At 73.7% G+C, this 24069-nt stretch carries 24 protein-coding genes and 1 pseudogene; 13 read left to right on the top strand and 12 right to left on the bottom strand.

The features are described from left to right. Window positions 1-15 precede the first annotated feature (15 nt). The gene (locus H1D33_RS26615; protein ID WP_181570574.1) at window positions 16-975 is read left to right on the top strand and encodes an asparaginase; all 960 of its coding nucleotides are present in this window, start codon (window positions 16-18) and stop codon (window positions 973-975) included. 16 nt (window positions 976-991) lie between these two features. Here the strand turns inward: H1D33_RS26615 and H1D33_RS26620 are convergent, their stop codons facing one another. Next, complete coding sequence (locus tag H1D33_RS26620; protein WP_181570573.1) at window positions 992-1789, bottom strand: alpha/beta fold hydrolase; 798 nt, start codon at window positions 1787-1789, stop codon at window positions 992-994. A 112-nt stretch (window positions 1790-1901) separates the two neighbouring features. Here H1D33_RS26620 and H1D33_RS26625 point away from each other — a divergent pair, with 112 nt between their 5' ends. From H1D33_RS26625 to H1D33_RS26645, 5 genes are all read left to right on the top strand, one after another. Then, window positions 1902-2504: a helix-turn-helix domain-containing protein gene (locus tag H1D33_RS26625; RefSeq protein ID WP_181570572.1), complete on the top strand. Its 603-nt coding sequence runs from the start codon at window positions 1902-1904 to the stop codon at window positions 2502-2504. Beyond that, window positions 2501-3124, top strand: a complete 624-nt coding sequence (locus tag H1D33_RS26630) for a hypothetical protein (RefSeq protein ID WP_181570571.1) — start codon at window positions 2501-2503, stop codon at window positions 3122-3124. The genes H1D33_RS26625 and H1D33_RS26630 overlap by 4 nt, the downstream gene beginning before the upstream one ends. Window positions 3125-3196: 72 nt before the next feature. After that, on the top strand, window positions 3197-3511 hold the full coding sequence (locus H1D33_RS26635; protein ID WP_181570570.1) for a DUF2516 family protein: 315 nt from the start codon (window positions 3197-3199) through the stop codon (window positions 3509-3511). Then, on the top strand, window positions 3508-4395 hold the full coding sequence (locus tag H1D33_RS26640; protein WP_181570569.1) for an alpha/beta fold hydrolase: 888 nt from the start codon (window positions 3508-3510) through the stop codon (window positions 4393-4395). The genes H1D33_RS26635 and H1D33_RS26640 overlap by 4 nt, the downstream gene beginning before the upstream one ends. Before the next feature lie 11 nt (window positions 4396-4406). After that, window positions 4407-5144, top strand: a complete 738-nt coding sequence (locus tag H1D33_RS26645; RefSeq protein WP_181570568.1) for an alanyl-tRNA editing protein — start codon at window positions 4407-4409, stop codon at window positions 5142-5144. 1 nt (window position 5145) lies between these two features. Here the strand turns inward: H1D33_RS26645 and H1D33_RS26650 are convergent, their stop codons facing one another. Then, window positions 5146-5817: a nucleotidyltransferase domain-containing protein gene (locus H1D33_RS26650; protein WP_181570567.1), complete on the bottom strand. Its 672-nt coding sequence runs from the start codon at window positions 5815-5817 to the stop codon at window positions 5146-5148. Between the two features lie 75 nt (window positions 5818-5892). Here H1D33_RS26650 and H1D33_RS26655 point away from each other — a divergent pair, with 75 nt between their 5' ends. After that, a complete protein-coding gene (locus tag H1D33_RS26655) occupies window positions 5893-6807 on the top strand; it encodes an SDR family oxidoreductase (RefSeq protein WP_181570566.1) in 915 nt (304 codons plus the stop codon). Here H1D33_RS26655 and H1D33_RS26660 read toward each other — a convergent pair. Then, window positions 6798-7811 carry a helix-turn-helix transcriptional regulator gene (locus H1D33_RS26660; protein ID WP_181570565.1) on the bottom strand — a complete coding sequence of 338 codons (1014 nt, stop codon included), beginning with the start codon at window positions 7809-7811 and terminating at the stop codon, window positions 6798-6800. The genes H1D33_RS26655 and H1D33_RS26660 overlap by 10 nt on opposite strands. A gap of 104 nt (window positions 7812-7915) precedes the next feature. On the opposite strand from H1D33_RS26660, the gene H1D33_RS26665 reads away from it, so the two are divergent. Continuing rightward, window positions 7916-8707, top strand: coding sequence for an EI24 domain-containing protein (locus tag H1D33_RS26665; protein ID WP_181570564.1), 792 nt, complete (start codon window positions 7916-7918; stop codon window positions 8705-8707). A 1-nt stretch (window position 8708) separates the two neighbouring features. Further along, the gene (locus tag H1D33_RS26670) at window positions 8709-9230 is read left to right on the top strand and encodes an O-acetyl-ADP-ribose deacetylase (protein WP_181570563.1); all 522 of its coding nucleotides are present in this window, start codon (window positions 8709-8711) and stop codon (window positions 9228-9230) included. Here the strand turns inward: H1D33_RS26670 and H1D33_RS26675 are convergent. The 7 genes from H1D33_RS26675 to H1D33_RS26705 form a co-directional block, all read right to left on the bottom strand. Continuing rightward, on the bottom strand, window positions 9223-10128 hold the full coding sequence (locus tag H1D33_RS26675; protein ID WP_181570562.1) for a GNAT family N-acetyltransferase: 906 nt from the start codon (window positions 10126-10128) through the stop codon (window positions 9223-9225). The two genes, H1D33_RS26670 and H1D33_RS26675, sit on opposite strands and share 8 nt — an antisense overlap. A 90-nt stretch (window positions 10129-10218) precedes the next feature. Continuing rightward, window positions 10219-11226, bottom strand: coding sequence for a LacI family DNA-binding transcriptional regulator (locus H1D33_RS26680; protein ID WP_181570561.1), 1008 nt, complete (start codon window positions 11224-11226; stop codon window positions 10219-10221). Between the two features lie 19 nt (window positions 11227-11245). Continuing rightward, window positions 11246-12613 (bottom strand): GH1 family beta-glucosidase, encoded by a 1368-nt coding sequence (locus tag H1D33_RS26685; protein ID WP_181570560.1) that lies wholly within the window; start codon window positions 12611-12613, stop codon window positions 11246-11248. Next, window positions 12610-13443 carry a carbohydrate ABC transporter permease gene (locus tag H1D33_RS26690; RefSeq protein WP_181570559.1) on the bottom strand — a complete coding sequence of 278 codons (834 nt, stop codon included), beginning with the start codon at window positions 13441-13443 and terminating at the stop codon, window positions 12610-12612. The genes H1D33_RS26685 and H1D33_RS26690 overlap by 4 nt, the downstream gene beginning before the upstream one ends. Then, complete coding sequence (locus H1D33_RS26695) at window positions 13440-14429, bottom strand: carbohydrate ABC transporter permease (RefSeq protein ID WP_181570558.1); 990 nt, start codon at window positions 14427-14429, stop codon at window positions 13440-13442. Before H1D33_RS26695 ends, H1D33_RS26690 begins: the two co-directional genes overlap by 4 nt. A gap of 73 nt (window positions 14430-14502) precedes the next feature. After that, the gene (locus tag H1D33_RS26700; protein ID WP_181570557.1) at window positions 14503-15813 is read right to left on the bottom strand and encodes an ABC transporter substrate-binding protein; all 1311 of its coding nucleotides are present in this window, start codon (window positions 15811-15813) and stop codon (window positions 14503-14505) included. A gap of 178 nt (window positions 15814-15991) precedes the next feature. Further along, window positions 15992-16747 (bottom strand): maleylpyruvate isomerase family mycothiol-dependent enzyme, encoded by a 756-nt coding sequence (locus H1D33_RS26705; RefSeq protein ID WP_181570556.1) that lies wholly within the window; start codon window positions 16745-16747, stop codon window positions 15992-15994. Window positions 16748-16817: 70 nt separating this feature from the next. Here H1D33_RS26705 and H1D33_RS26710 point away from each other — a divergent pair, with 70 nt between their 5' ends. Continuing rightward, window positions 16818-17909 (top strand): UDP-N-acetylmuramate dehydrogenase, encoded by a 1092-nt coding sequence (locus H1D33_RS26710; RefSeq protein WP_181570555.1) that lies wholly within the window; start codon window positions 16818-16820, stop codon window positions 17907-17909. Between the two features lie 1085 nt (window positions 17910-18994). On the opposite strand, the pseudogene H1D33_RS26715 reads toward H1D33_RS26710, so the two are convergent. Both H1D33_RS26715 and H1D33_RS26720 read right to left on the bottom strand, forming a co-directional pair. Further along, window positions 18995-19776 (bottom strand): annotated as a pseudogene (locus H1D33_RS26715) (class I SAM-dependent methyltransferase). Between the two features lie 61 nt (window positions 19777-19837). Beyond that, window positions 19838-20599 carry an SDR family NAD(P)-dependent oxidoreductase gene (locus H1D33_RS26720; protein WP_181570553.1) on the bottom strand — a complete coding sequence of 254 codons (762 nt, stop codon included), beginning with the start codon at window positions 20597-20599 and terminating at the stop codon, window positions 19838-19840. A 172-nt stretch (window positions 20600-20771) separates the two neighbouring features. Between H1D33_RS26720 and mshA the strand changes: the two genes are divergently transcribed. The 3 genes from mshA (at window position 20772) to H1D33_RS26735 (ending at window position 23785) form a co-directional block, all read left to right on the top strand. Next, window positions 20772-22133, top strand: a complete 1362-nt coding sequence (gene mshA, locus H1D33_RS26725) for a D-inositol-3-phosphate glycosyltransferase (protein ID WP_181570552.1) — start codon at window positions 20772-20774, stop codon at window positions 22131-22133. A gap of 48 nt (window positions 22134-22181) precedes the next feature. Beyond that, entirely contained in the window at window positions 22182-22715 is a 534-nt protein-coding gene (locus H1D33_RS26730) for a type III secretion system chaperone family protein (RefSeq protein ID WP_181570551.1), read from the top strand. A gap of 449 nt (window positions 22716-23164) precedes the next feature. After that, entirely contained in the window at window positions 23165-23785 is a 621-nt protein-coding gene (locus tag H1D33_RS26735) for a hypothetical protein (protein ID WP_414685556.1), read from the top strand. The last annotated feature ends 284 nt before the right edge of the window (window positions 23786-24069 follow it).

Genomic DNA, 24069 nt, shown 5'->3' on the forward strand with positions numbered 1-24069 from the left:
GGTACCGTCCATCTCGTGGGAAAGACGTACGAGGGCGGCGTGCCGCTCGCCGAGGTGGTCCGGTCCGGGTTCGTGGAGGGCGTCCACCGTGGTTCCGTGGTGGTGCTCGACGCCGCCGGCTCGCCGGTCGCCGGGGCGGGTGACGTCGCCTCGCCGATCTTCCCCCGCTCGTCGAACAAGCCGATGCAGGCGATCGGCATGCTCCGGGCCGGGTTGCCGCTGACCGACCCGGCCGACGTGGCGCTGGTCGCCGCGAGCCACGCGGGCGAGGAGTTCCACGTCGAGCGGGTGCACGCGTTGCTGCGGGACGCCGGGCTGGGCGAGGACGCGTTGCACTGCCCGGCGGACCTGCCGTTCGGCGAGGCCGCCCGGGAGGCGGTGCTGCGGGCCGGCGGGGGACCGTCGCGGGTGCTGATGAACTGCTCGGGCAAGCACGCCGGGATGCTGCGCACCTGCCTGGCCGCCGGCTGGTCGCTGGACGGCTACTGGCGGCCGGAGCACCCGCTCCAGCAGCGGCTGACCGCCACCGTGGAGGAGTTCACCGGGGAGCGGGCGGCGGCGATCGGGGTGGACGGCTGCGGCGCGCCGGTGCACGCCGTGTCGCTGACCGGCCTGGCGCGTGCCTTCCTGCGGCTGGTCACCGCCGAGCCGGGCACCGCCGAGCGGACCGTGGCGGACGCGATGCGGGCGTACCCGGAGATGGTCGGCGGCACCCAGGCCGACGACACCCGGCTGATGCGCGGCGTACCCGGGCTCCTGGCCAAGATCGGCGCGGAGGGGGTGATGGCGGCGGCGGTCCCGGGCGTCGGCGCGGTCGCCCTGAAGATCGACGACGGCGCGGCCCGCGCGCGGATGCCGGTCCTGACCTCGGCCCTGTCCCGTCTCGACGTGCGCGCCCCGATCCTCACCGAGTACGCCGAACTCCCCCTCCTGGGCGGTGGCCTCCCGGTGGGCGCCCTCCGCCCCCTCTGGTGACCGCCCGAGGCGGAGGTCAGGGGAGGAAGTCGAGCAGGGCGGCGTTCACCGGGTCGGGGCGCTCCAGCGGGACCAGGTGGGCGGCGTCGGCGATGTCGGGGAGGCGTACGCCCGCCGGGGCCTCGGCGGCGATGCGGTCGGCGAGGCGACGGATGTCGGGGAGGTCGTCGGCACCGGCGGCGGCGAGCACCGGCATCCGCAGCTCGGACAGCCGGTCGACGGCCGGCGGGTCCAGTTCGCCCACCTCGATCGCGCTGAGCGCCTGCTCGGCGGCGAGCGCGCGGCGGTCCATCTCCTCGGCGAACCGGATCAGCTCCGGGTCGACGTCCGCCGGCTGCCGGTTCGGGCCGACCACCCAGAACCGCACCTCGCCGGCGGCGGTGGCCGCGAAGTCCTCCGGGTCGACGTCGCCGACCAGATTCTCCCAGAGCTGCTCGGTCTCCTCGGTCCACTCGTGGCCGGAGACCGGGGCGCCGAACAGCGCCAGCGCGCTCACCCGTTCCGGGTGGGCCAGCGCGGTGTCCACCGCGACCCGGCCGCCGAACGAGCAGCCGACCAGCGCGGCCCGCTCCACGCCGAGCGCGTCCAGCAGCCCGACCACGTCGTCGTGGTGGGCGAACGGGGTGGTCGGCAGCTCCGACTCGCCGTAGCCGCGCAGGTCCGGGACGATCACCCGGTGCCGCTGCGCGAGCGCCGGCACCTGCGCGCGCCACATCCGCCGGTCCGCGATGCCGGCGTGCAGCAGCACCACGACGCTGCCGTCGCCGGCCTCGTCGTACTCCAGCCGGGCGCCGTTGATCTCGATCTTGGTCACGAATGGCACGGTACGGACCGGAAATCCGGCCCGCAACCGGCTTCGGGTGACCTCGCTAACTCTGGCTAGCACTTTGCTTGCAGCAGCTAGCAGGCCGCGTTACGGTGGAACCATGGCCACCAGCAAGGACCTTCCCGATGTCGGCGGGTTCATTCGCGACCTGCGGCGCAACGCGAAGATCTCGCTGCGTCAGCTCGCCGAGCAGGCGGGCGTCAGCAATCCCTACCTGAGCCAGATCGAGCGCGGGTTGCGCAAGCCGAGCGCCGAGGTGCTCCAGCAGCTCGCCAGCGCGCTCCGGGTCTCCACCCCGGCCATGTACCTGCGGGCCGGGCTCCTCGACGACAAGGAGGGCCAGGGCGTGCTCGCGGCCATCGCGGTCGACGCCGAGCTGACCATGGCCCAGAAGCAGTCGCTCACCCAGATCTACGAGACGTTCCGCCGCGAGAACGCGCGCCTCGCCGAGGCCACCGGTGCCGCCGCGACGCCGGCGGAGCCCACCGAGCCCGTCGCCGCACCCGAGGCCCCGGCCACCGTCGCGCCGGCCGCGACCGGCCCGGTGACGCCCGACGGCACCCCGACCGAGGCGGTCCTCGAGTCGGTCGCCGTCACCGAGGCGGGCACCGCGCCCGCACCGACCACCGCCGCCCCAGAACGCACGACCGCCCGCCGGGCGGCCCGGAAGGCCGCCGGAGCGGCCGAAGAGGAGCAGTCATGACCCAGCCGAAGACCAACCGCATCCCCGCCCCCCTCTACGCCGCCGCCGGCGCCGGCGAGCTGGCCCTGGAGCAGCTCCGCAAGCTGCCCACCGTGGTCAGCGGTCTCAGCACCCGGGTCGTCACCGACCTCGGCGGCAAGGCCGTCGGCACCGGCTACGAGCTGCGCCAGAAGGCCACCGAGACCGCCACCGGCCTGCGCTCGACCGACCTCGACCAGCTCCGTCAGGCCGCCAACCTGGACAAGCTCCGCGAGGCCGCCACCCGCAACGCCGCCGCTGTGGTGGCCGGCGCCTACGCCGCGCAGGAGCGCGCCCTGGCCACGTACGCCGAGCTGGTCGCCCGTGGTGAGCGGGTCGTCGGCGCCGGCGTGCTGGAGGCCGCCGACACGGTGAACGCCGACATCGAGGCGACCGAGGAGACCACCCCGAAGACGGTGGCCCCGAAGACCGAGGTGCCCAGCCCGGCCGAGGTGGCCGAGGCGGTGGCCGCCAAGCCGGCCGCCGTGAAGCGGACCCGGGCCACCAAGGCGACCGCCACCAAGGCCGCCGCCGGCACGACGGCCACGCCGTCGGCGAAGCTGCCGAAGACCACGAAGCGGACCCGCCCGGCCGCCGAGTGACCCGACGCTCCACCGAGACCCCGGACAGCGTCCTGTCGGACGTTTCCGGGGTCTCGGCATAAGCTTGTCGACATGGCCTACGCCGCGCCGATCTTCGCGTTCGAAGTTCGCTCCGTGATTCAGCTCATCCTGCTCGTCTTCGCCCTGGTCATCCAGGGTGTGGCCCTGGTGCACGCGATCACCCAGCGCGGCGACGGATTCGCCGCGATCGGCACGCTGCCCAAGGGCGGCTGGGTCGCCATCCTGGCGGTCTGCATGCTGCTGACCCTGCTCGGCTTCGGCCCGATCAGCCTGTTCGGACTGGTCGGCATCGCCGCCGGCCTCATCTACCTGCTCGACGTGCGGCCCGGCCTGCGGGACCTGCACGACGGTCGAGGGTCCTGGTGAGAGGTTTCCGCTGGCCACCGCCGCCGGACGGCGGCCCCCGCACCTGGGGGCCCGGTCCCGGCGGGCCGCGGACCGGGCGGCCGGCGCTGCCCGAGCCGGAGACGGAGCTGGTCGCCACCCCGCACGGGGTGAGCCTGGAACGCCTGGTCACCGGCGTCGGCGACCCGGTCACCGTGTTCGCGCACGGGCTGGGCAACGGCATCGCCACCACCCGGCCGTTCGGCAGCGGCGTCGCCGGGCGGCGCATCTTCTTCCAGTTCCGCGGGCACGGCCGGTCCGACTCCCCAGCCGGGCCGTGGACCTACCTCGACCTCGCCCGTGACCTGCGCGCGGTCGCCGACCTCGGCGGCGCCACCCGGGCGTTCGGCGCCAGCCTCGGCGCGGGCGCGCTGTGCCGGCTGCTGGCCGAGAGCCCGGAACGCTTCGAGAAACTGGTCTTCTTCCTGCCCGCCGTGCTGGACACGCCGCGCGGCGAGGTGGCCCGGGCCCGCCTCACCGGCCTGCTCGACGCGGTGGCCGACGGCGACGCGCACGCGCTCGCCGAGGCGGTGTCGCTGGAACTGCCGCCGTCGGTCCGCAACACCCCGGCCGGCTGGGCCTACCTGCGGCAACGGCTCGACCAACTGCTGCGCGACGGGCTCGCGCCCGGCCTGGCCGGCCTGCCCGAGCAGGCCGCGCTGGACGACGTGGCCGCGCTCGCCGCGGTCACCGCGCCGGCCCTGGTGATCGCCTGCGCCGACGACGACCTGCATCCGGTCGCCGTCGCCGAGCGGCTGGCCGCCGCGCTTCCGGCGGCCACCCTGCACGTGTACGACCGACCCGGCGTCCTCTGGACCGAACGCGCCGACCTGCGGGGGCGCATCTCGACGTTCCTGAACGGGTAACGTCGCCCGACATGGGCGTCACACACCACGGCCGTACGCACCGCCTCGACCTCGCCGACCCCACGCTGCGTGAGTGGACGTGCCGGGTGCTGGCGGCCGACCCCGAGCAGGGCATCGTGCTGGACCGGTCCGCGTTCTACCCGGGCGGCGGCGGGCAGCCGCCGGACCACGGCGTGCTGCTCTGGCAGGGCGTGCAGACCCGGATCGCGGGCACCCGCAAGGCCGACGACCTCTGGTTGATCCCGGTCGACGGCGACCCGCTGCCGCCGGTCGGCACCGAGGTCACCGGCGCGGTCGAGGACGCCCGGCGGACCATGCTGATGCGCACCCACTCCGGGCTGCACGTGCTCTGCGGCGTGGTCTTCCGGGACTTCGGCGCGCTGGTTACCGGCGGCAACATGGAACCCGGCGAGGCCCGGATGGACTTCAACCTCCCCGAGGTGCCGCCCGACTTCAAGGCGCGCATCGAGGAGCTGGTCAACGCCGAGGTGGCCACCGACCGCTCGGTCGCCGTCCGGGTGCTGCCGCGCGCCGACGCGCTGGCCCTGCCGGACATCATCCGCACCCAGTCCAACCTGATCCCGCCGACCGAGCAGGAGGTGCGGATCGTCGACATCGTCGGGTTGGACGTGCAGGCCGACGGCGGCACCCACGTCGCGTCCACCGCCCAGATCGGCAAGGTCCAGGTGGTCAAGGTGGAGAGCAAGGGGCGGGCCAACCGCCGGGTCCGGGTCCGGCTCGCGGACTGAGTCAGCGCGGCAGGTACGCCGCCCGGACGTCGAGCAGCCACCGTTCCACGGGCTCCTCGTCCGGGCGCTCCGGCAGCGGGGAGCGGGTCCGGGCGAACTCCGCCTCGGCGTCCGCCACCAACGTCTCCGCCTCGGCCAGCGCGCCGGCGGCCACCCGCTCACCGAACGCGCGGAACCAGCCCGGGTCGGCCAGCCGGATCTCCAGCACCCCGGTCGCGTACAGCACCCGGCCCTGGTGCAGCAGCCGGGCCAGGTGCCGGGCGTGCTTGGCCGAACGCCGCCGGCCACCGGTGTCGGGCGGCGCGGCGGCGAGCTTGCGGAACTGCTGCGAGGCGTACCCGAGGTAGGCGTCGCGGACCCGGGGCGCGCTGAGGAACGCCGACCGGATGTCGATCAGCCGCTCGCCGAACTCGGTACGCGTCTCGTAGCAGTCGTCCGGCAGCCACATCAGCTCGGTCGCGGTCGGGTTGCCGCTGAGCGCCAGCAGCGCGAATTTTCGCGCCTCGTGCAGGGTGACGTCCGGGTCGGTGGTGACCACCGACTCCCGGGGCGGGCGCAGGCCGTGGAACGCGACGGTCGGCGCGGCGAAGACACCGAGCCGGTCGGTGTCCGAACCGGGCCCGGCCAGCCCGTACGCGACCGAGCCGACGACGCCGGAGAGCAGCAGGTGCATGCCGTCATGATCGCCGATCCGACCCGCTCGGGAAACCGGACTTCGGTTGTCAGGTATCGGTGACACGGTGAACCCATGAACCCACCACTGACCGGAAAGGTCGCGCTGGTCGCGGGCGCGACCCGCGGCGCCGGCCGGCAGATCGCCGTCCAGCTCGGCGCCGCCGGGGCCACCGTCTACGCCACCGGCCGCACCACCCGGGACCGCCGCTCCGAGATGGACCGGCCGGAGACCATCGAGGAGACCGCCGAGCTGGTCACCGCCGCCGGCGGCACCGGCGTCGCGGTCGCCGTCGACCACCTCGACCCCGAGCAGGTACGCAAGCTCGTCGAACGGATCGACGCCGAGCAGGGCCGCCTCGACGTGCTGGTCAACGACATCTGGGGCGCCGACCCGCTGATCACCTGGGAGAAGCCGGTCTGGGAACAGCCGCTCGACGCCGGCTTCCGCACGCTCCGGCTGGCCGTCGACACCCACATCATCACCAGCCACTTCGCGTTGCCGCTGCTGATCCGCAGGCCGGGCGGGCTGGTCGTCGAGATCGGCGACGGCACGAAGGCGTACAACGACGCGACCTACCGCCTGTCCGTCTTCTACGACCTGGCCAAGGTGTCGGTGAACCGGCTCGGCTTCACCCAGGCGCACGAGCTGGCCCCGCACGGCTGCACCGCGCTCGCGCTCACCCCCGGCTGGCTGCGCTCCGAGGCGATGCTGGAGCACTTCGGCGTCACCGAGGCGACCTGGCGCGACGGCGCGAAGACCGACCCGCACTTCGTCATGTCCGAGACGCCGGCGTTCGTCGGGCGGGCGGTGGCCGCGCTGGCCGCCGACCCGGACCGGCACCGCTGGAACGGGCAGTCGCTGGACAGCGGCGGGCTGGCCCAGGAGTACGGCTTCACCGACCTCGACGGCACCCGCCCGCACTGGGCCCGCTACCACGACGAGGTGGTGGCGCCGGGCAAGCCGGCCGACGACAGCGGCTACCGCTGACCGGTGTTCTCCGGCGGCTCGGCGTCCTCCGGCGGCTCGGCGTACAGCGCCGCCGCGCGCCGGGCCGCCTCGGCCAGCCGCGCCCGCAGCTCCGGCGGGGCCAGCACCTCCGCCTCGGGGCCGAGCGCCAGCAGTTGGGCGTACGCCACGTCGACCGACTCGACGGGCAGCCGGAGCACCAGCCGGCCCTGCCCGTCGGGCCGGCCGGCGGCGGCGACCGCCTCGGAGTAGACGAACGGCGCGTCCACCGCGTACCGGAGCAGCCGCAGGCCGGTCGGGCCGAGCCGCACGGTGACCCGTTCCCGCAGCAGCTCCCGCAGGAACGCACCGCCCTGCTCCCGCCAGTACGCCCCGAGGTCGAAGCGCTCATCCCGGTCGAAGCCCGCCGCGCCGTCCTCGACGGTGACCACCCGGTCCACCCGGTACGTCCGCCACGCCTCGCCGACCCGTCCGACGAGATACCAGACCCCGTTCTTCAGCACCAGCCCGTACGGCGCGACGGTCCGGGTCACCTCCCGGTCGCCGCGCCGGTAGCGCAGCTCCACCATCCGGTCCCGCCACACCGCCCGGGCCAGCTCGGCCAGCCGGGGCGGGGGCGCGGACTCCCGGAACCAGCCCGGCACGTCCAGGTGGAACCGCTGGCCGGTACGCGCCGGCGCGTCCCGCAGGCTCGGCGGCAGCGCGGCCAGCACCTTCAGCTCGGCGGCGGCCACCGCGTCGGCCAGTCCCATGTCGCCGGCCGGGCCCGGCAACCCGGCCAGGAACAGCGCCTCGGCCTCGTCGCGGCTCAGCCCGGTCAGCCGGGTCCGGTAGCCGCCGAGCAGCCGGTAGCCGCCGGCCCGGCCCCGGTCGGCGTAGACCGGCACGCCGGCGGCGGAGAGCGCCAGCACGTCCCGGTAGACGGTGCGTTCGGAGACCTCCAGCTCGCGGGCCAGCTCGGTCGCCGTCATCGTCTCCCGGGACTGGAGCAGCAGCACCAACGAGATCAGCCGAGACGCACGCACCCCCCCATTGTGTAAGGAGGGGCCCCCGCTTAACGCATTCGGTATAGGAAGGGCCCCCGCCTAACATCCGGGCGGGGTGCGCGGGCCCACTAGGCTGTGCCGTCGTGAACGCCTCCCGTACCGTCGCGCCCGTGACCGGCGTGGTCACCCGCTTCCTCGGCGGCGCCGGGCTGCTGCTGCGCGGCTTCGGCATGTACGTCCGCAGCCCGAAACTGATGCTGCTCGGCGTCGTGCCGGCGCTCATCTCCGGCGTGCTCTACCTGGCACTCTTCGCCACCCTGATCTATTTCGTGGACGACCTGGCCGCCTGGCTGACCCCGTTCGCCGACGACTGGTCGTCGACCCCGCGCGGGCTGCTGCGGGTCGCCGCCGGGCTGGCCGTCGTCGGGGTGGCCGCGCTGGTCGGGGTGCTCACCTTCACCGCGGTCACGCTGGCCGTCGGCGACCCGTTCTACGAGGCCATCTCCGAGCGGGTCGAGGACCGGCTCGGCGGCACCCCGGGCATGGTGGAGGTGCCGTTCTGGGCCTCAATGCGGCGCAGCATTGCCGACTCGTTGCGCCTGGTGGCGATCTCCGCGCTGGTCGGCGTACCCCTCTTCGCGGCCGGTTTCATCCCGCTGGTGGGCCAGACGGTGGTGCCGGTGGTCGGCGCCCTGGTGGGTGGCTGGTTCCTGGCCCTGGAGCTGGTCGGCGCGCCGTTCCAGCGGCGCGGGATGCGGCTGCCGGACCGGCGGTCGCGGCTGAAGGCCGACCGGCCGACCGCGCTCGGCTTCGGGGTGGCGGTCTTCCTGTGCTTCCTGATCCCGCTCGGCGCGGTGCTGGTCATGCCGGCCGCCGTCGCCGGGGCCGCCCTGCTGGCCCGCCGGTCGCTGGGCCAGCACGTCGAGGAGCGTTGAGATGGACACCGTGCTGATCGAGGGCGACATCACCGCCCAGCAGGTCGACGCGATCGTCAACGCGGCGAACTCGTCGCTGCTCGGCGGCGGGGGAGTGGACGGCGCGATCCACGCCCGGGGCGGGCCGGCGATCCTGGCGGAGTGCCGGGCGCTGCGCGCCTCCCGCTACGGGCGGGGCCTGCCGACCGGGCAGGCGGTCGCCACCACGGCGGGTGACCTGCCGGCGCGTTGGGTGGTGCACACCGTCGGGCCGGTCTTCTCGCCGCGCGAGGACCGGTCCGCGGCGCTGCGCGACTGCTACGCCAACAGCCTCCGGGTCGCCGACGAGCTGGGCGCGCTCCGGGTCGCATTCCCGCTGATCTCGGCCGGGATCTACGGCTGGCCGGTCGAGGACGCGGTGGCGCAGGCGTTGCGCGTGCTGCACGCGGCCACACCGGTGCACGTGGTCGAGGCCCGGCTGGTGCTGTTCGGCGCCGACACGTACGCGACCGCGGTGCGGATCGCCGCCGGCCGGCTCAACTGAGCGTGCGCCGGCACGACCACTGGCTGTCCACCGGCCGGTAGCCGAGGGCCTCGTTGATCGCCAGCATCGGCGCGTTCGCCTCGTCGTTCGAGGTGTACGCGGTGCGTACCCCGCGCCCCGCGGCGAGGTGCAGCGCGGCCTGCTTGGTGAGCCGGCCCAGCCCTCGCCCCCGGTGGGCGGACAGCGTGCCGGTGAAGTCCGACCACATCCGGTCGCCGTCCCGCTTCACCAGGCTGAGCGAGACCAGTTCGCCGTCCACCTCGGCGACCGTGCTGGCCTCCCGGTCCAGCCCCAGGTTCTCCCAGCACTCGTGGAGCCAGAGGTCGTAGTCGAGCGCGTCGGTCGGCACGTCGCCCGGCTCGTCCCGGGCCGACTCGGAGTCCACCCGGTGGACCCGGCGCGGGTCGAGCCCGGCGATCGGCAGCAGCCGTACGCCGGGCGGCGGCTCCGGCATCGGCGGGGCCGGGTCCAGGTCGAGCGCGGAGTAGCGCAGCTCGCGGCTGGGCGTGAAGCCGTGGCGCTGCGCGAACGGCAGCGACTCGGTGCGGGCGTGGGTGAGCACCCGCGTCGACCCGAGCGTGCGCAGGTGGTCGAGCGCGACGTCGAGCAGCGCGGTGCCGGCGCCCCGGCCCCGGTGGTCGGGATGGACGTGCAGGGTGGAGATCTCGCCCACCCCGGGCGTCGAGGTCTGCGTGTTCCGGTACGCCGACACCCAGCCGACCACCTCGCCGTCGGCCTCGGCGACCCAGGCGGCCCAGCCCTCGCCGGGCGGCGGCTCGGCGATCATCCGCCGGGTCGACTCGACTCCGCGCACCAGGTAGGGAAAGACCACCGCGCGCAGCGCCACCACGGCGGCCGCGTCGTCGGGTAGGGCGCGACGGATCTCAGCTTCACTCATCGGCGCGACCCTAGCCACTTCGTTGCCGGCCGCGCGAGCGGTTAAGCGGGGCCCCCGCCTATGCAGAATGCGTTAAGCGGGGGCCCCGCCTTACGCCGAGTCGCGGAGGATGAGCTCGGTGGGCAGCATCAGCGCCTGCTCGACGTGCTCGCCGGCGGCGATGCGCAGCAGTTGGCGGGTCATCGCCCGGCCCAGCTCCACTATCGGCTGCCGCACCGTGGTCAGCGGCGGCTCGGTGTAGGCGGCCGTCTCGATGTCGTCGAACCCGATCACCGCGACGTCCTCGGGCACCCGCCGCCCGGCCTCGCGCAGGGCCCGCAGGGCCGCGTGCGCCATCAGGTCGGAGGCCGCGAACACCGCGTCCAGCTCCGGGTCGGCGGCGAGCAGCTCGCGCATCGCGGCGGTGCCGGACTCCCGGGTGAAGTCGCCGTACGCGACCAGTTCCGGCAGCCCGGCGCCGGTGAGCGCGGTGCGGTAGCCGATCAGCCGTTCGATGCCGGCCACCATGTCCTGCGGCCCGGCGATGGTGGCGACGCGCCGCCGCCCGGACGCGATCAGGTGCTGCACCGCCGCGGTCACGCCGCCGGTGTGGTCGACGTCGACGTACGGTACGTCGGCGCCGTCGAGCGGCCGGCCGCTGCACACCACCGGGATGCCGAGCCGGGCCAGCCGGCCGGGCAGCGGGTCCTCCCCGTGCAGCGAGGCGAAGAGCACGCCGTCGACGTGCCGCCCGGTGGTGTACCGCTCGACCCGCTCGTGCCCGGCCGGCGACCCGGCCAGCATCAGCACGAGCTGCTTGTCCGCCGCCTCCAGTTCCTGGGCGGCGCCCCGGATGATGCCGGGGAACACCTGGTCGTCGGAGAAGACCCGGGTGGCCGCCTCCGGCATGACCAGCGCGACCGAGTCGGTGCGCTGGGTGACCAGGCTGCGGGCGGCGAGGTTCGGGACGTACCCGAGTTCCTCGACCGCCCGGCGGACCGCCTGCTGGATCGACTCGGCGACCGTGGTCGAGCCGTTGACCACCCGGGAGACCGTGGCCCGGGAGACGCCGGCCCGCCGGGCCACCGCCTCCAGGGTCGGCCGCTGTGCCGTCGTCATCCCCGTAACCACCACCTCGTCACAGCCCGTTCCGGGCGATCACCTCCTGGTACCAGCGGGCGCTCTGCTTGGGTGTGCGCCGCTGGGTCAGGTAGTCGACGTGGACGATCCCGAACCGCTTCCGGTATCCCTCGGCCCATTCGAAGTTGTCCAGCAACGACCATACGAGATAACCACGCAGGTCCACCCCGCGGGCGATGGCCTCGTGCGCGGCGCGCAGGTGGCCGTCGAGGTAGGCGGTCCGGTCGGCGTCGGCCACCCGGCCGGTGGAGTCCCGGGTGGCGTCCGGGAACGCGCCGCCGTTCTCGGTGATCATCAGCGGCAGGCCGGGGTGGTCGGCGGCCACCCGTTCCAGCAGCCGGGTCAGCCCGGCCGGCTCGATCGACCAGCCCATGTCGGTGACCGGTTCGGTGGCCGGCATGAACTCGACCACGCCGGCGGTGCCCGGGTACGCGCTGCCGCCCTCTCCGCCCGCCCGCCCGGCCACGTAGGTGGGCGAGTAGTAGTTCAGGCCGAGCAGGTCCAGCGGCGCGGCGATGATCTTCTCGTCGCCGTCGCGGACGAAGTCCGTCGCCACCATCCGCTCGACGTGCGCCAACACGTCCGCCGGGTAGCCGCCGCCGGTGAGCGGGTCGAGGAAGATCCGGTTGTGCAGGCCGTCGACCAGCCGGACCGCCTCGGCGTCCGCCGCGCTGTCGGCGTCCGCCGGCTGCACGTCGGCCAGGTTGAGCGTGATCCCGAGCGTCCGCGCGCCGGCCGCGCGCAGCGCCCGCGCGGCCAGGCCGTGCCCGAGCAGCAGATGGTGTACGGCCCGGAACGCGTCCCCGGCGTCGCGCCGGCCGGGCGCGTGCACCCCGTTGCCGTAGCCGAGGTACGCCGAGCACCACGGCTCGTTCAGCGTGGTCCAAGTGCCGACCCGGTCGCCGAGACGGCCGTGCACCGCGATCGCGTAGTCGGCGAAGTGCTCGGCGGTCTCCCGGACCGTCCAGCCGCCCCGGTCCTCCAGCGCCTGCGGCAGGTCCCAGTGGTAGAGCGTGACGATCGGGTCGATGCCCCGCTCCAGCAGCGCGTCCGTCAACCGGTCGTAGAAGTCCAGCCCGCGCGGCTCGACCGGGCCGGTGCCGTCCGGCCGGATCCGGGGCCAGGCCACCGAGAACCGGTACGCCCGCAACCCCAGGTCGGCCATCAACGCGACGTCCTCGGTGAGCCGGTGGTAGTGGTCGCAGGCGACGTCGCCGCTCTGGCCCTGGAACACCGCCCCCGGCGTACGGCTGAAGGTGTCCCAGATCGACGGCCCGCGACCGTCCTCGCGGGCGGCGCCCTCGATCTGGTACGCCGCGGTGGCCGCCCCCCAGACGAAGCCCTCGGGGAATCGCAGCTCGCTCATGCCTTCACCGCACCTTCCATGATCCCGCCGATGATCTGGCGGCCGAACACGACGAACACCAGCAGCAGCGGCAGCGTGGCGATGGCCGTCCCGGTGAACACCTGGGACATGTCCTGGTAGTACCCGTCGGAGAGGGCCCGCAGCGAGAGCTGCACGGTCGGGTTCTCCGGGTCGTTGAGCACCGCGTACGGCCAGAGGAAGTCGTTCCAGGTGGTCATGAACGTGAGCAGGCCGAGCACGGCGGCGGCCGGGCGCAGCGCGGGCAGCACCACGTTCCAGTAGATCCGCGCGGTGTTGCAGCCGTCCATCCGGGCCGCCTCGATCAGCTCGGTGCTGACCGCCTGGCCGGCGTACTGGCGCATCATGAACACGCCGAAGCCGGTGACCAGCGCCGGCACGATCACGGCGGGCAGCCGGTCGTTCCAGTTGAGCTTGGTCATCAGCAGGTAGAGCGGGATGACGCCGAGCTGGGTGGGGACCATCATGGTGGCGACGATCGCCAGCAGCAGCGCGTTGCGTCCCCCGAAGCGCAGCTTGGCGAACGCGAACCCGGCGAGGGTGGAGAAGAAGACCACCGACACGGTCACCGTGACGGCCACGATCGTCGAGTTGATCAGGCCGGTGAGGAAGTAGGCGTCGGTGTTGTCGAACAGCCGGGCGATGTTGGCGCCGAGGTTGCCGCCGGGGGTGAGCGGCGGCGGGACCTGGCCCATCGCGTCGCTGGTGCGGCTGGCGACCACGAACATCCAGTAGATCGGGAAGATCGACAGCGCGGCCGAGAGGATCAGCGCCAGGTAGGTGAGCCGGCTGGCCGACCAGAGGCGGGTCATCGGGAGACCTCCTTGCGGGCGCCGCCGCCGAGCCGGCGCAGGAGCAGGACGTTGATCGCCGCGACCACCGCGATCAGCGCGAAGAGCAGCCAGGCGATGGCCGAGCCGTAGCCGAAGTTGTAGTGCGGCGCGAACGCGTTCTCGAACATGTACATGGTCACGGTCTGCGACTCGCGCAGCGGTCCGCCGCGGATCGCGTTGGTGCCGGAGTTGAACATCCGGGGCTCGGTGAAGAGCTGAAGCCCGCCGATGGTGGAGATGATGACCGCGAAGACGATGGTCGGCTTGAGCAGCGGCACGGTGATGGACCAGAACTGCCGGGCCCGGCCGGCGCCGTCGATCGACGCCGACTCGTAGAGGTCGCGGGGGATGGCCTGCATGGCGGCCAGGAAGATCAGCGCGTTGTAGCCGGTCCACCGCCAGTCGACCATGGTGGAGATGGCGACCCAGGCGGCGAACCTGTTCGCCTTCCAGTCGATCGCGCTGATTCCGACGTGGTCGAGCAGCCAGTTGATCATGCCGAACTCGCGGCCGAACAGCACCGCGAACACGATCGCCACCGCGGCGGTCGAGGTGACGTTCGGGACCAGCACCGCCATCCGCCAGGTGGTGCGGGCGCGGAGCTGGCGGTTGAGCAGGTTGGCCAGCCAGAGCGCGGCCAGGAGCTGCGGAACCGTCGAGATGACGAAGATGCCCAGCGTGTTGACCACCGAGTGCCAGAAGTCCGGGTCGGCGAGAAGCTGGCTGTAGTTGTCGAGACCGATGAACGGGTGCTCCGCGCCGAGCAGGTCCCAGTCGTGCAGCGAGACCCAGAACGTGTACGCCAGCGGGTACGCCCCGAAGACGCCGAAGAGCAGGAAGAACGGGGCGATGTAGAGGTAGGGCGAGTACTTGGTGTCGAACCGGCTGAGCCGGACGCCCCGGGTGGGGCGGGTGTGACGGGGGGCCGGTGCGACCGGCGGGCGGGCGTCGAGCTGGACGGCCATGACCTGAGAACTCCTCTCCGCCGTGCGGGCGGCACCCGTCGCCGGGCCCGCCCGCACGCGCGCGCTGCTCGGGTTACTTGGCGGCGGCCTTCTCGGCGTTGGACACCGCGTCGGTCCAGCCCTGCTGCGGGGAGCGCTTGCCCAGCTCCACGGTGCGTACGGCGTTCTCCACCTCGGTGCGGACGGCCTGGTTCTTCGGGCCCATGTAGACCGGCTTCAGGTTCTTGGCGCCCTCGGCGAAGATCTTGCCGACCGGGGCCTCGGAGAAGTAGGCGTTCTTCGAGTCGACGACCGCCGGGTCGGCCAGCGCCTGCGGGGACGAGGGCAGCGGGCCCTTGAGCTTGAACGCGCCGATCTGGCCCTTGGCGCTGGTCAGGAACTTGGCCAGCTCGATCGCCTCGGCCTGGTGCTTGCTCTGCTTCGGCACGGCGAGGAAGGAGCCGCCCCAGTTGCCGCCGTTGCCGGGGATCTGGGCGATGTCCCACTTGCCCTTGGCGCCGGGGCCGGCGTTGCCCTCGATCACGCCGGTCATCCAGGCCGGGCAGGCGATGGTGGCGAACTTCGACTGCTTGAACGCAGAGACCCACTCCTCCGACCAGGAGCCGTACTTGCCGGAGAGGCCGGAGTCGATGATGTCCATCGTGGTGTCGTACGCCTGCCGTACCGCCGGGTTGCTGCCCACGACCAGGTTGTTGTTGGTGTCGTAGTAGCTGTAGCCGCTGGTGTTGCCGGCGGTCTGGAGCAGGATGGTGTTGAACGTGTTGGTCGCGGCGTCCAGGAACGAGGCGCCGGTCTTCTTGGCGGTGAACTGCTCGCCGACCTTGACGTAGTCGGTCCAGGTGGGCCAGAGCTTGGACACGGCCTCCCGGTCGGTGGGCAGGCCGGCCTTGGCGAACAGGTCCTTGCGGTAGCACATGGCCATGCCGCCGACGTCGGTGCCGAGGCCGATGAGCTGCTTGCCGTCGGCGGTGAGCCCCTGGTTCCACTTCCAGTCCAGGAAGTTGCCCTTCAGGTCGGCCGCGCCGTGGTCGAGCAGGTTGACGAAGTTCTGCGGGTTGGCCTTGTACTCGACCAGCAGGCCCTCCTCGATGGCGACGACGTCGCCTGCGCCCTTGCCGGCGGCGAGCCACTGGGTGAGCTTCGGCGAGTACTCGTCGAGGTTGCTGCCGGTGCCCCGCTCGACGATCTTCACGTTGGGGTGGCTGGCCATGTACTCCTGGTAGAGGTCCGCGTAGCCGAACTGGCCGAAGACGTCGACGGTGAGCGTGACCGGCCCGTCGGCGGCGGCCTCGTCGTCGCCGCCGCCGCAGCCGGTGGTGCCGAGCAGTGCGGTGGCGGCGACCAGGGCCACCGCCGCGAGTCGACGGCGCGTGAAGGTGAGCATGCTGTCCTGACCTCTCGGGGTCGTAACGGGTGGTGGAAGGCGGTTCCGGTACTAAGAGAGCGCTCTCTCGACAGCCTGGTGGGTAGTCCGGGACGCTGTCAAGAGAGCGCTCTCAGAGCGTCCGAAAAAAGCGGAGAGGGGCGATCGCCGCCCCTCTCCGCCGATATCGGATGCTGTGTCAGCCCACCCGCAGCCCCTCCAGCAGGCCCCGGTCCCCGGCCACGCCGAGCGTGTCGAAGCTGATCCGGCCCATCAACGCCAGCAGCAGGTCGCTGGCCGTGCCGGTCACCTGCGCCCGGGCCCGGTGGTCGTCGTGGTCGAGGATCGTCGCGGTGTCCAGCAACGCCACCCCCTCGCCACGCAACCGCAGATACCACTCCTGGGCCGCGTCGGTCGCGGTCAACTGGACCACCCCGTGCCACGGGCCGGAGTTGATCCGCCGCCCCGCCGGCAGCCAGGTGTCCAACACCTCGCCCACCCCGTCGGCCGCGAGCTTGGACTCGATCGGGTCACCCGCGCCGATGGCGAGCTGGGCGTCCCAGCGGTGCACCGCGGTCTCGTGCGCCACCCGGCGCGGCCAGAAGCCGGCCTTCTTCGGCTGCGGGGCGAAGTTCCACGCCGGGGCCTCCGGGTCCAGACCCTCCAGCAGCACGGTGAGCCGCTCGTACTCCTGGGCGAACCACTGGGCCGGGGTGAGCCCCGCCGGCGGCTCCGGGTCGCGCCGCTCGGGCCGGGCGGTGGCACCGGCGGTCAGCACGGTGCCCACCCAGGCGTAGGTCCGGGTCAGGTGGTGGGCGAGGTCGGTGACCGTCCAGCCGGGACAGGACAGCACCGGTGTCTCGGGAGGCGCCTCCGTGACGGCCGCGGCGAAGGCAGGGCCTTCCGTCCGCAGCGCGCCGATCCAGAAGTCCTTCGTGTGGTGCAGTCTGCTCATCGCCATCCTCCCGGGGGTGACCGGGCCACCAGTGGGTGCCGCGGCTGGCCCTCAGCCTAGGGTGAAAGGCGTGTCAGACGTCTACGCCGAACCGACGACCGCCGCCGGACCGACCGATCCGGGCACCCTGGCGCGCTACACCACCCTACGCCTCGGCGGCCCCGCCGGCCGGCTCGAGATCGCCGAGGACGCCGCCGCGATCGTCCGCACCGTGCGGGAGGCGGAGGCCCGCGAGCAGGCCGTGCTGGTGCTGGCCGGCGGCAGCAACGTGGTGATCGGCGACCAGGGCTTCCCGGGCACCGTCGTGCTCGTCCGCTCCCGGGGCTTCGAGGTCGTCGACTCCGACGACCTCACCGTCACCGTACGGGTGGCCGCCGGCGAGCCCTGGGACGACCTCGTCGCCGCCACCGTCGAGCGCGGCTGGGCGGGACTGGAGTGCCTCTCCGGCATCCCCGGCTCGGCCGGTGCCACGCCGATCCAGAACGTCGGCGCGTACGGCCAGGAGGTGGCCGAGACGATCGTCGCCGTCGAGGCGTACGACCGCACCCACGGCGAGGTGGTCCGGATCCCGGCGGCGGACTGCGGTTTCGCCTACCGGGGCAGCATCTTCAAGTACAGCGACCGCTGGGTGGTGCTCTCGGTCGACTTCCGGCTCACCCGCTCGCCGCTCTCCGGCCCGGTCCGCTACGCCGAACTGGCCCGCGCGCTCGGCGTCGAGGTCGGCGACCGGGTGCCGCTGGCCGACGCCCGGGCCACCGTGCGCCGGCTGCGCGCCGGCAAGGGCATGGTGCTCGACGCGGCCGACCCGGACACCTGGTCGGTGGGCTCCTTCTTCACCAACCCGGTGCTCGACCGCGAGGCGTACGAGCTGCTCCGGGAGCGCGCCGCCGACCTGGGCGAGCCGCCGCACTGGCCGGGCGCGGGCGACGTGGTGAAGGTCAGCGCGGCCTGGCTGATCGACAAGGCCGGCTTCGGCAAGGGCTACGCCGGCCCGGAGGGCGTGGCCATCTCGACCAAGCACACGCTGGCGCTCACCAACCGGTCCGGCACGGCCAGCACCGCCGCCCTGGTGGCCCTGGCCCGGGAGATCCGCGATGGGGTGCACGCCCGGTTCGGCGTCCCCCTGCACCCCGAGCCGGTCCTGGTCAACTGCACCATCTGACCGGTTCCGCCCCGGCCGCCTCTCCTGGTCGGCCTAGGGTGTCGGGCGCTTGTCGCTCCGCTTGGTGCTGCCCGTGCGCCGATCATGCTCCGCTTCGCGCCGCTCATGCTCTGGTCCGTGTCGGCCGAGCCCGGCCACGTGCTGACCGGCCCGGCCACGTGCTGACCGGCCCGGCCACGTGCTGACCGGCCTGGCCACGTGTTGACCGGCCTGGCTGCGTGCCGGCCGGCCTGGCCGCCTGCCGATCCTGCACGATCTCGTCATTCAAACGCCGAACGGGGTGTTTCGCCTCCACCCGGCGCCGACGGCTCCTGCCCGCGCCACAGGTTGCCGGGGACCCGCCCCCGCGCGGCGCTCTGAAAGCTAGCCACCAACCCGGGCTTGCCGAAATTTGAGATCGACCTTCCGAATTGTGGGAAGCATGGAGATCTTGGAACGAAAAGGCCCTCATGGGGGCCGCCCGGTACCAAGATCTCGACCCTGGCGTCGCAACCCGCAGCGATCATGGAGTTATGGCACCTCCCAAAACTTCCAAAGGCCGCATCCTGGGCGCCACAACTCCATGATCGGCGAGGCGGGGCGAGGCGAGGCACGGCACGGCGAGGTGCGGCACGGCACGGCGCGGTGCGGCACGGCGAGGTGCGGTACGGCGAGGCGCGGCACGGCGCGGCACGGGCGGTGATGGCGGAGTCGAGGAACTTGGCGGGAGGCACGGCGAGGCACGGCACGGCGAGGTGGAGCAGGGCAGGGCAGGTCAGGGCAGGTCAGGGCAGGGCAGGAGCGAGGGGCGGGTGGAGCGGGACGGGGCAGGGCGAGGCGGAGAGAAGGCGGGGCAGGACCAGGGCAGGGCTGATCGAGGCGAGGCGGGGGCGAGGCGGGCCGGGGCAAGGCAGGGCGGGGCGGGCCGGGACCAGGGCGAGGCGGGGCGGGCCGGGACCAGGGCGAGGCGGGGCGGGCCGGGACCAGGGCTGGGCGGGTCGGGGCGGGCCGGGACCAGGGCTGGGTGAGGCGGGGGCGAGGCGGGCCGGGACCAGGGCTGGGCGAGGTCGGGCGGGACCGGGGAGGGTAGGGCCGGGAAAGACGGGTCAGGTGGGGGCTACGGCGGGCCAGGGAGGGTCAGGTAGCCGTGCCGCCAGGCGGCCGGGCGGTCCTGGACGGGCCAGCCCGACTCCCTCAGCGCCGCCACCGCGCGCACCCAGCGCTGGCGGGGCCCGAACGGGGCGTAGCCGGCGGCCGAGCGCCAGGCGTGCTCCAGCGCGTCGAGCAGGTCGTGTACGCGTTCACCGGGGACGTTGCGGTGGATCAGCGCCTTCGGCAGCCGTTCGGCGAGCGTGGCCGGGCTCGCCAGGGTGGTCAGCTTCGCGGCCAGGGTGAGCGTGCGCGGGCCGGTGGCGTCCAGCAGCACCCAGGCGCCCAGTCGGCCCAGCTCGTCGCAGGTGCCTTCGACCAGCAGCCCGCCGGGCGCGAGCCGGCCGGTGATCGTGCGCCAGGCGTCGGCGACCTCGCTCTCGTCGTACTGGCGCAGCACGTTGAACGCCCGGACCAGGGCGGGACGCAGCCCGGCCAGTTCGAAGCCGCCCCGGGCGAACGTGAGCCCGGGTGGGTCGGCGGCGGGCCGGGCGGCGGCCACGCGTACCGGATCGATCTCCAGCCCGACCACACGGACGTCGGCGCGGACCCCGGCCGCGAGGCGGGCCCGCAGCTCGACCGGGGTGACCGGGGTGGCGCCGTACCCCAGGTCCACCACGAGCGGGTCGGCGGCGGCGCGGAGCGCGTCGCCGCAGGCCCCGACGATCCAGTTGTCCACCCGCCGGAGCCGGTTGGGATTGGTGGTGCCCCGGGTGACGACCCCGAGCGGGCGTTCCATCAGAACCTCCCGGTTCGCGACTGCCGGGCTCGCAAGACCGGCTCACTCCTCGCGCTTCACGCTAGTTCCGGTGCACCTTGTGCTGGGCGGCCTGGGCCAGCGGGCGGACCACGAGCTGGTCGACGTTGACGTGGTGCGGGCGGGTGGCGCACCAGGCCACGCAGTCGGCCACGTCGTCGGCGACGAGCGGTTCGGCGACCCCGGCGTAGACGGCGGCGGCCCGGTCCGCGTCGCCGTCGAAGCGGACCAGCCCGAACTCCTCGGTCTTCACCATGCCGGGGTCGATCTCGATCACCCGGATCGGCCGGCCGGACAGCTCCAGCCGGAGCGTGCCGGCGATCGCGGTCTGCGCGTGCTTGGCCGCCGTGTAGCCGCCGCCGCCCTCGTAGACCACGTGCCCGGCGGTCGAGCTGACGATCACGACGGTGCCGGCGCCGGAGCGCTCCAGCGCGGGGAGCAGCGCCTTGGTGACCCGCAGCGTGCCGAGCACGTTGACGTCGTACATCCACTGCCAGTCGCCGACGTCGGCGGTCTCCACCGGGTCCAGGCCGCGGGCGCCGCCGGCGTTGTTGACCAGCAGGGTGACCGGGCCGGGCGCGGTGTCCGCCGTGGCGGCCAGGCCGGCGACCGACTCGTCCGAGGTCACGTCGCAGGCGACCGCGGTGGCGGCGCCGCCGGCCGCCTCGATCTCGGCGACCAGCGCGGCCAACCGGTCGGTACGCCGGGCCGCGGCGAGCACGTGGAACCCCTCGGCGGCCAGCCGGCGGGCGGTGGCCGCGCCGATCCCGCTGGACGCTCCGGTGACGATGGCGACTGAGGTCATCCCGCCATTGTCTCCCGCCACCCCGCACCCCGCGGCGATGAGGTCCGTCACGCCCGGGAACCCGCCGCAGGCATTTCCGAACCCCGATGGGGAAGATGACATCCGGCGTTCGGGTTGACCCGAGAGGCGCCGGTCGTGCGGGACGGCATCAACCGTGACAGAGGGAGCGGACGTGGCGGATGTGCACACCGGTGTCGGTCGTCAGCGAGGTAGCCTGCCGTGGCCCCGGCCACGCCGCATCGCCACCCTGTCGGTGCACACCTCGCCGCTGCACCAGCCCGGCACGGGCGACGCGGGCGGCATGAACGTCTACATCCTGGAGGTCGCCCGGCGGCTCGCCGAGGCCGACGTCGAGGTGGAGATCTTCACCCGGGCCACCTCCGGCGACCTGCCCCCGGTGGTCGAGATGGCGCCCGGGGTCACCGTCCGGCACGTCACCGCCGGTCCGCTGGAGGGGCTGACGAAGGAGGAGCTGCCCGGTCAGCTCTGCGCCTTCACCGCCGGCGTGCTGCGCGCCGAGGCGGCCCGCCCGCCCGGCCACTACGACCTGATCCACTCGCACTACTGGCTCTCCGGGCAGGTCGGCTGGCTGGCCAAGGAGCGCTGGGGGGTGCCGCTGGTGCACACCGCGCACACCCTGGCCAAGGTCAAGAACGCCCGGCTCGCCGTCGGGGACCGGCCGGAGCCGAAGGCCCGGGTGATCGGCGAGGAGCAGGTGGTCGCCGAGGCCGACCGGCTGGTCGCCAACACCCGGGTGGAGGCCCGGGACCTGCTCGACCGGTACGCCGCCGACCCCGGTCGGGTGGCCGTGGTGGAGCCCGGCGTGGACCTGGACCGGTTCCGTCCCGCCCCCGGTGACCGGGAGTCCGCGGCCCGGGCCGCCCGTCGCCGCCTCGGCCTGCCGGCGCACGGCTACGTGGTCGCGTTCGTCGGCCGCATCCAGCCGCTCAAGGCCCCGGACGTGCTGGTCCGCGCGGTCGCCGCGCTGCGGGAGCGGGACCCGGTGCTGGCCGACGAGCTGACCGTGGTGATCTGCGGCGGTCCGAGCGGCAGCGGGCTGGACCGGCCCAGCGCGTTGATCGAGCTGGCCCGCTCGCTCGGCGTGGCCGACCGGGTCCGGTTCCTCCCGCCGCAGACCGGGGAGGACCTGCCCGCCCTCTACCGCGCCGCCGACCTGGTCGCGGTGCCCTCGCACAACGAGTCGTTCGGGTTGGTCGCGCTCGAGGCGCAGGCCTGCGGCACGCCGGTGCTCGCCGCCGCGGTGGGCGGGCTGGTGACCGCCGTACGCGACGGGATCAGCGGGGTGCTCATCGACGGGCACGACCCGGTCGACTGGGCGCGGGCGCTGGCCGGCCTGCTTCCGGAGCGGATGCGCCGGGCGGCGCTGGCCGTCGGGGCCGAGCGGCACGCCCGCGACTTCTCCTGGCACCGTACGGTCTCTGGGCTGCTCGCGGTCTACGGGAACGCGATCACCGAGCACCGGGCCCGGCTGGCCGGCCGGCTCGGCGACCCGGCGCTCGCCTGCTCCTGGTGACGCGCCGCCGCCCGGCGGTCGTCGGCGGGCGACCGTAGAGTGGGTCCGATGAGCCGCACGAGTGAGGTCGCCGCGCTGATCGAGGCCGTCTGCGCGGAGCGCGAGCTGGAGTGGGAGTCCACCGGCGAGGCGTCGTACGCGGTGACCCTGCCGGGCACGCACAAGCTCAAGACGATCTGCAACCTGATCGTCGGCGAGCACGCGTTGCGGATCGAGGCGTTCGTGATGCGCCAGCCCGACGAGCGCCGCGAGGAGCTGTGGGCCTGGCTGCTGCAACGCAACGCCCGGATGTACGGCGTCTCGTTCTCCATCGACGCCACCGGCGACGTCTACCTGACCGGCCGGGTCAACCTGGCCGGGCTCGACGCCGACGAGTTGGACCGCCTGTTCGGCTCCGTGCTGACCTACGCCGACGAGTCGTTCGACAGCATGTTGGAGATCGGCTTCGGCACCGCCATCCGCCGGGAGTGGGAGTGGCGGGTGAAGCGGGGCGAGTCGACCGCCAACCTGGCCGCGTTCGCGCACCTCTTCGAGCCTTCGGCGCCGGCCGGCTCGACCGCCGGAGGTTCGGAGCCCGCCTGACGGGTATGCCGCACCGCGCGGTGCGGAGCACTGGGACCCACCGCGGGCCGAGGACGGACTGTCGAGGAGCGTGTCCCATGGCTCAGCGCAACAGCTCAGGTCGCGGCACGACTGCGACCCGGACGAAGCGGCAAACCGGTAACCAGACCCCGAACACCCCAACGGTGTCGGAGTCCCAGATCTCCCGGATGAAGGTCGACGACATCCGGGGCCAACTGCGCCGGCGCGGCGTCGCCGGGATCTCCGCGCTGCGTAAGCCGGAGCTGGTGAAGACGCTCGCGCGCACGATGCGCGCGGAGGGGCGCGGTGGCGCCGCGCGGCGCAGCACCGGCCCGGCCGGCCGGCCGTCGGCCAGCCGCGGGTCCGCCGCGAAGAAGACCACGGCGGCGCGGCGGAGGCCGGCCAAGTCCGCGCCGGCCGCGCGCGCCACCGGCGCCCGGGCCACGGCGATGGGTACGCGCAAGGCGGCGCCCGCCCGGGCGAGGACCGCGTCGTCGCGGGCCAGGGCGATCCCGGCTCGCGCCACGGCCACCGGCTCCCGGGCGAAGGCGGCACCGGCTCGCGCGAAGGCCACGTCGACCCGGGCCACGGCCACGTCGTCGCGCGCCAAGGCGGCTCCGGCTCGCGCGAAGGCGGCCCCGGCTCGCGCGAAGGCGGCCCCGGCTCGCGCGAAGGCCACGTCGACCCGCGCGAAGGCCGCGCCGGCTCGGGGGAAGGCGTCCAGCCGGTCGATCGGATCGTCCCAGCTCATCACGTCGCTCGCGGATCGGCCGGAGCGTCCCGGCCGCAGCCTGGTGACCCGTAACCACGAGGTGATCCAGCGCTGGGCGCGGGCCCGGGGCGCGAAGCCGGCCACCATCGCCGGCACCGAGCGGGGGGACCGGCCCGGGGTGCTGACCTTCAACATGCCGGGTTACCGGGAGAGCAGCCGGATCCGGGAGGTCACCTGGGACGACTGGTTCCGCACGTTCGACTCGCGGCGGCTGAACCTGATCTACCAGGAGCAGTTGCGCGACGGCCGGCAGAGCAACTTCTTCCGGACCGAGAACCCGAATCGCGAGGACGGCTGAGGTTTACGGGAATGGTCGACGGGAACCCGACGTTGGCCACGGCGGAGACCACAGCAGGGACAGCCGGATTCCCGACACGATGGCTGTGACGGGTAAGACAGCGATCTGGGTTGAATCCGGAATCCGGGCGAACTAACTTTATTGCACCGCGTCACGCTTGTTTACGTTCGGGGGAGCGGCGGATCGATCAGATCCGCGCAAGCGAGACGCGAGGATCGGGTGGAGCACACCGTTGGGGGACGGTGCCGCCCGTGGAACCGGCGGCGCGAGCGGGCGACGCTTAC

Source organism: Micromonospora ferruginea (assembly GCF_013694245.2).
Taxonomy (GTDB): domain Bacteria; phylum Actinomycetota; class Actinomycetes; order Mycobacteriales; family Micromonosporaceae; genus Micromonospora; species Micromonospora robiginosa.

Bases quoted from the DNA above. Each gene is read 5' to 3' on its own strand.
- H1D33_RS26685 (WP_181570560.1), bottom strand. From the start codon at position 12,613: ATGAGCGAGCTGCGATTCCCCGAGGGCTTCGTCTGGGGGGCGGCCACC.
- H1D33_RS26700 (WP_181570557.1), bottom strand. From the start codon at position 15,813: ATGCTCACCTTCACGCGCCGTCGACTCGCGGCGGTGGCCCTGGTCGCC.
- H1D33_RS26680 (WP_181570561.1), bottom strand. From the start codon at position 11,226: ATGACGACGGCACAGCGGCCGACCCTGGAGGCGGTGGCCCGGCGGGCC.
- H1D33_RS26625 (WP_181570572.1), top strand. From the start codon at position 1,902: ATGGCCACCAGCAAGGACCTTCCCGATGTCGGCGGGTTCATTCGCGAC.
- H1D33_RS26690 (WP_181570559.1), bottom strand. From the start codon at position 13,443: ATGACCCGCCTCTGGTCGGCCAGCCGGCTCACCTACCTGGCGCTGATC.
- H1D33_RS26655 (WP_181570566.1), top strand. From the start codon at position 5,893: ATGAACCCACCACTGACCGGAAAGGTCGCGCTGGTCGCGGGCGCGACC.
- H1D33_RS26670 (WP_181570563.1), top strand. From the start codon at position 8,709: ATGGACACCGTGCTGATCGAGGGCGACATCACCGCCCAGCAGGTCGAC.
- H1D33_RS26675 (WP_181570562.1), bottom strand. From the start codon at position 10,128: ATGAGTGAAGCTGAGATCCGTCGCGCCCTACCCGACGACGCGGCCGCC.
- H1D33_RS26705 (WP_181570556.1), bottom strand. From the start codon at position 16,747: ATGAGCAGACTGCACCACACGAAGGACTTCTGGATCGGCGCGCTGCGG.
- H1D33_RS26630 (WP_181570571.1), top strand. From the start codon at position 2,501: ATGACCCAGCCGAAGACCAACCGCATCCCCGCCCCCCTCTACGCCGCC.
- H1D33_RS26635 (WP_181570570.1), top strand. From the start codon at position 3,197: ATGGCCTACGCCGCGCCGATCTTCGCGTTCGAAGTTCGCTCCGTGATT.
- H1D33_RS26730 (WP_181570551.1), top strand. From the start codon at position 22,182: ATGAGCCGCACGAGTGAGGTCGCCGCGCTGATCGAGGCCGTCTGCGCG.
- H1D33_RS26695 (WP_181570558.1), bottom strand. From the start codon at position 14,429: ATGGCCGTCCAGCTCGACGCCCGCCCGCCGGTCGCACCGGCCCCCCGT.
- H1D33_RS26735 (WP_414685556.1), top strand. From the start codon at position 23,165: ATGGGTACGCGCAAGGCGGCGCCCGCCCGGGCGAGGACCGCGTCGTCG.
- H1D33_RS26645 (WP_181570568.1), top strand. From the start codon at position 4,407: ATGGGCGTCACACACCACGGCCGTACGCACCGCCTCGACCTCGCCGAC.
- H1D33_RS26720 (WP_181570553.1), bottom strand. From the start codon at position 20,599: ATGACCTCAGTCGCCATCGTCACCGGAGCGTCCAGCGGGATCGGCGCG.
- H1D33_RS26650 (WP_181570567.1), bottom strand. From the start codon at position 5,817: ATGCACCTGCTGCTCTCCGGCGTCGTCGGCTCGGTCGCGTACGGGCTG.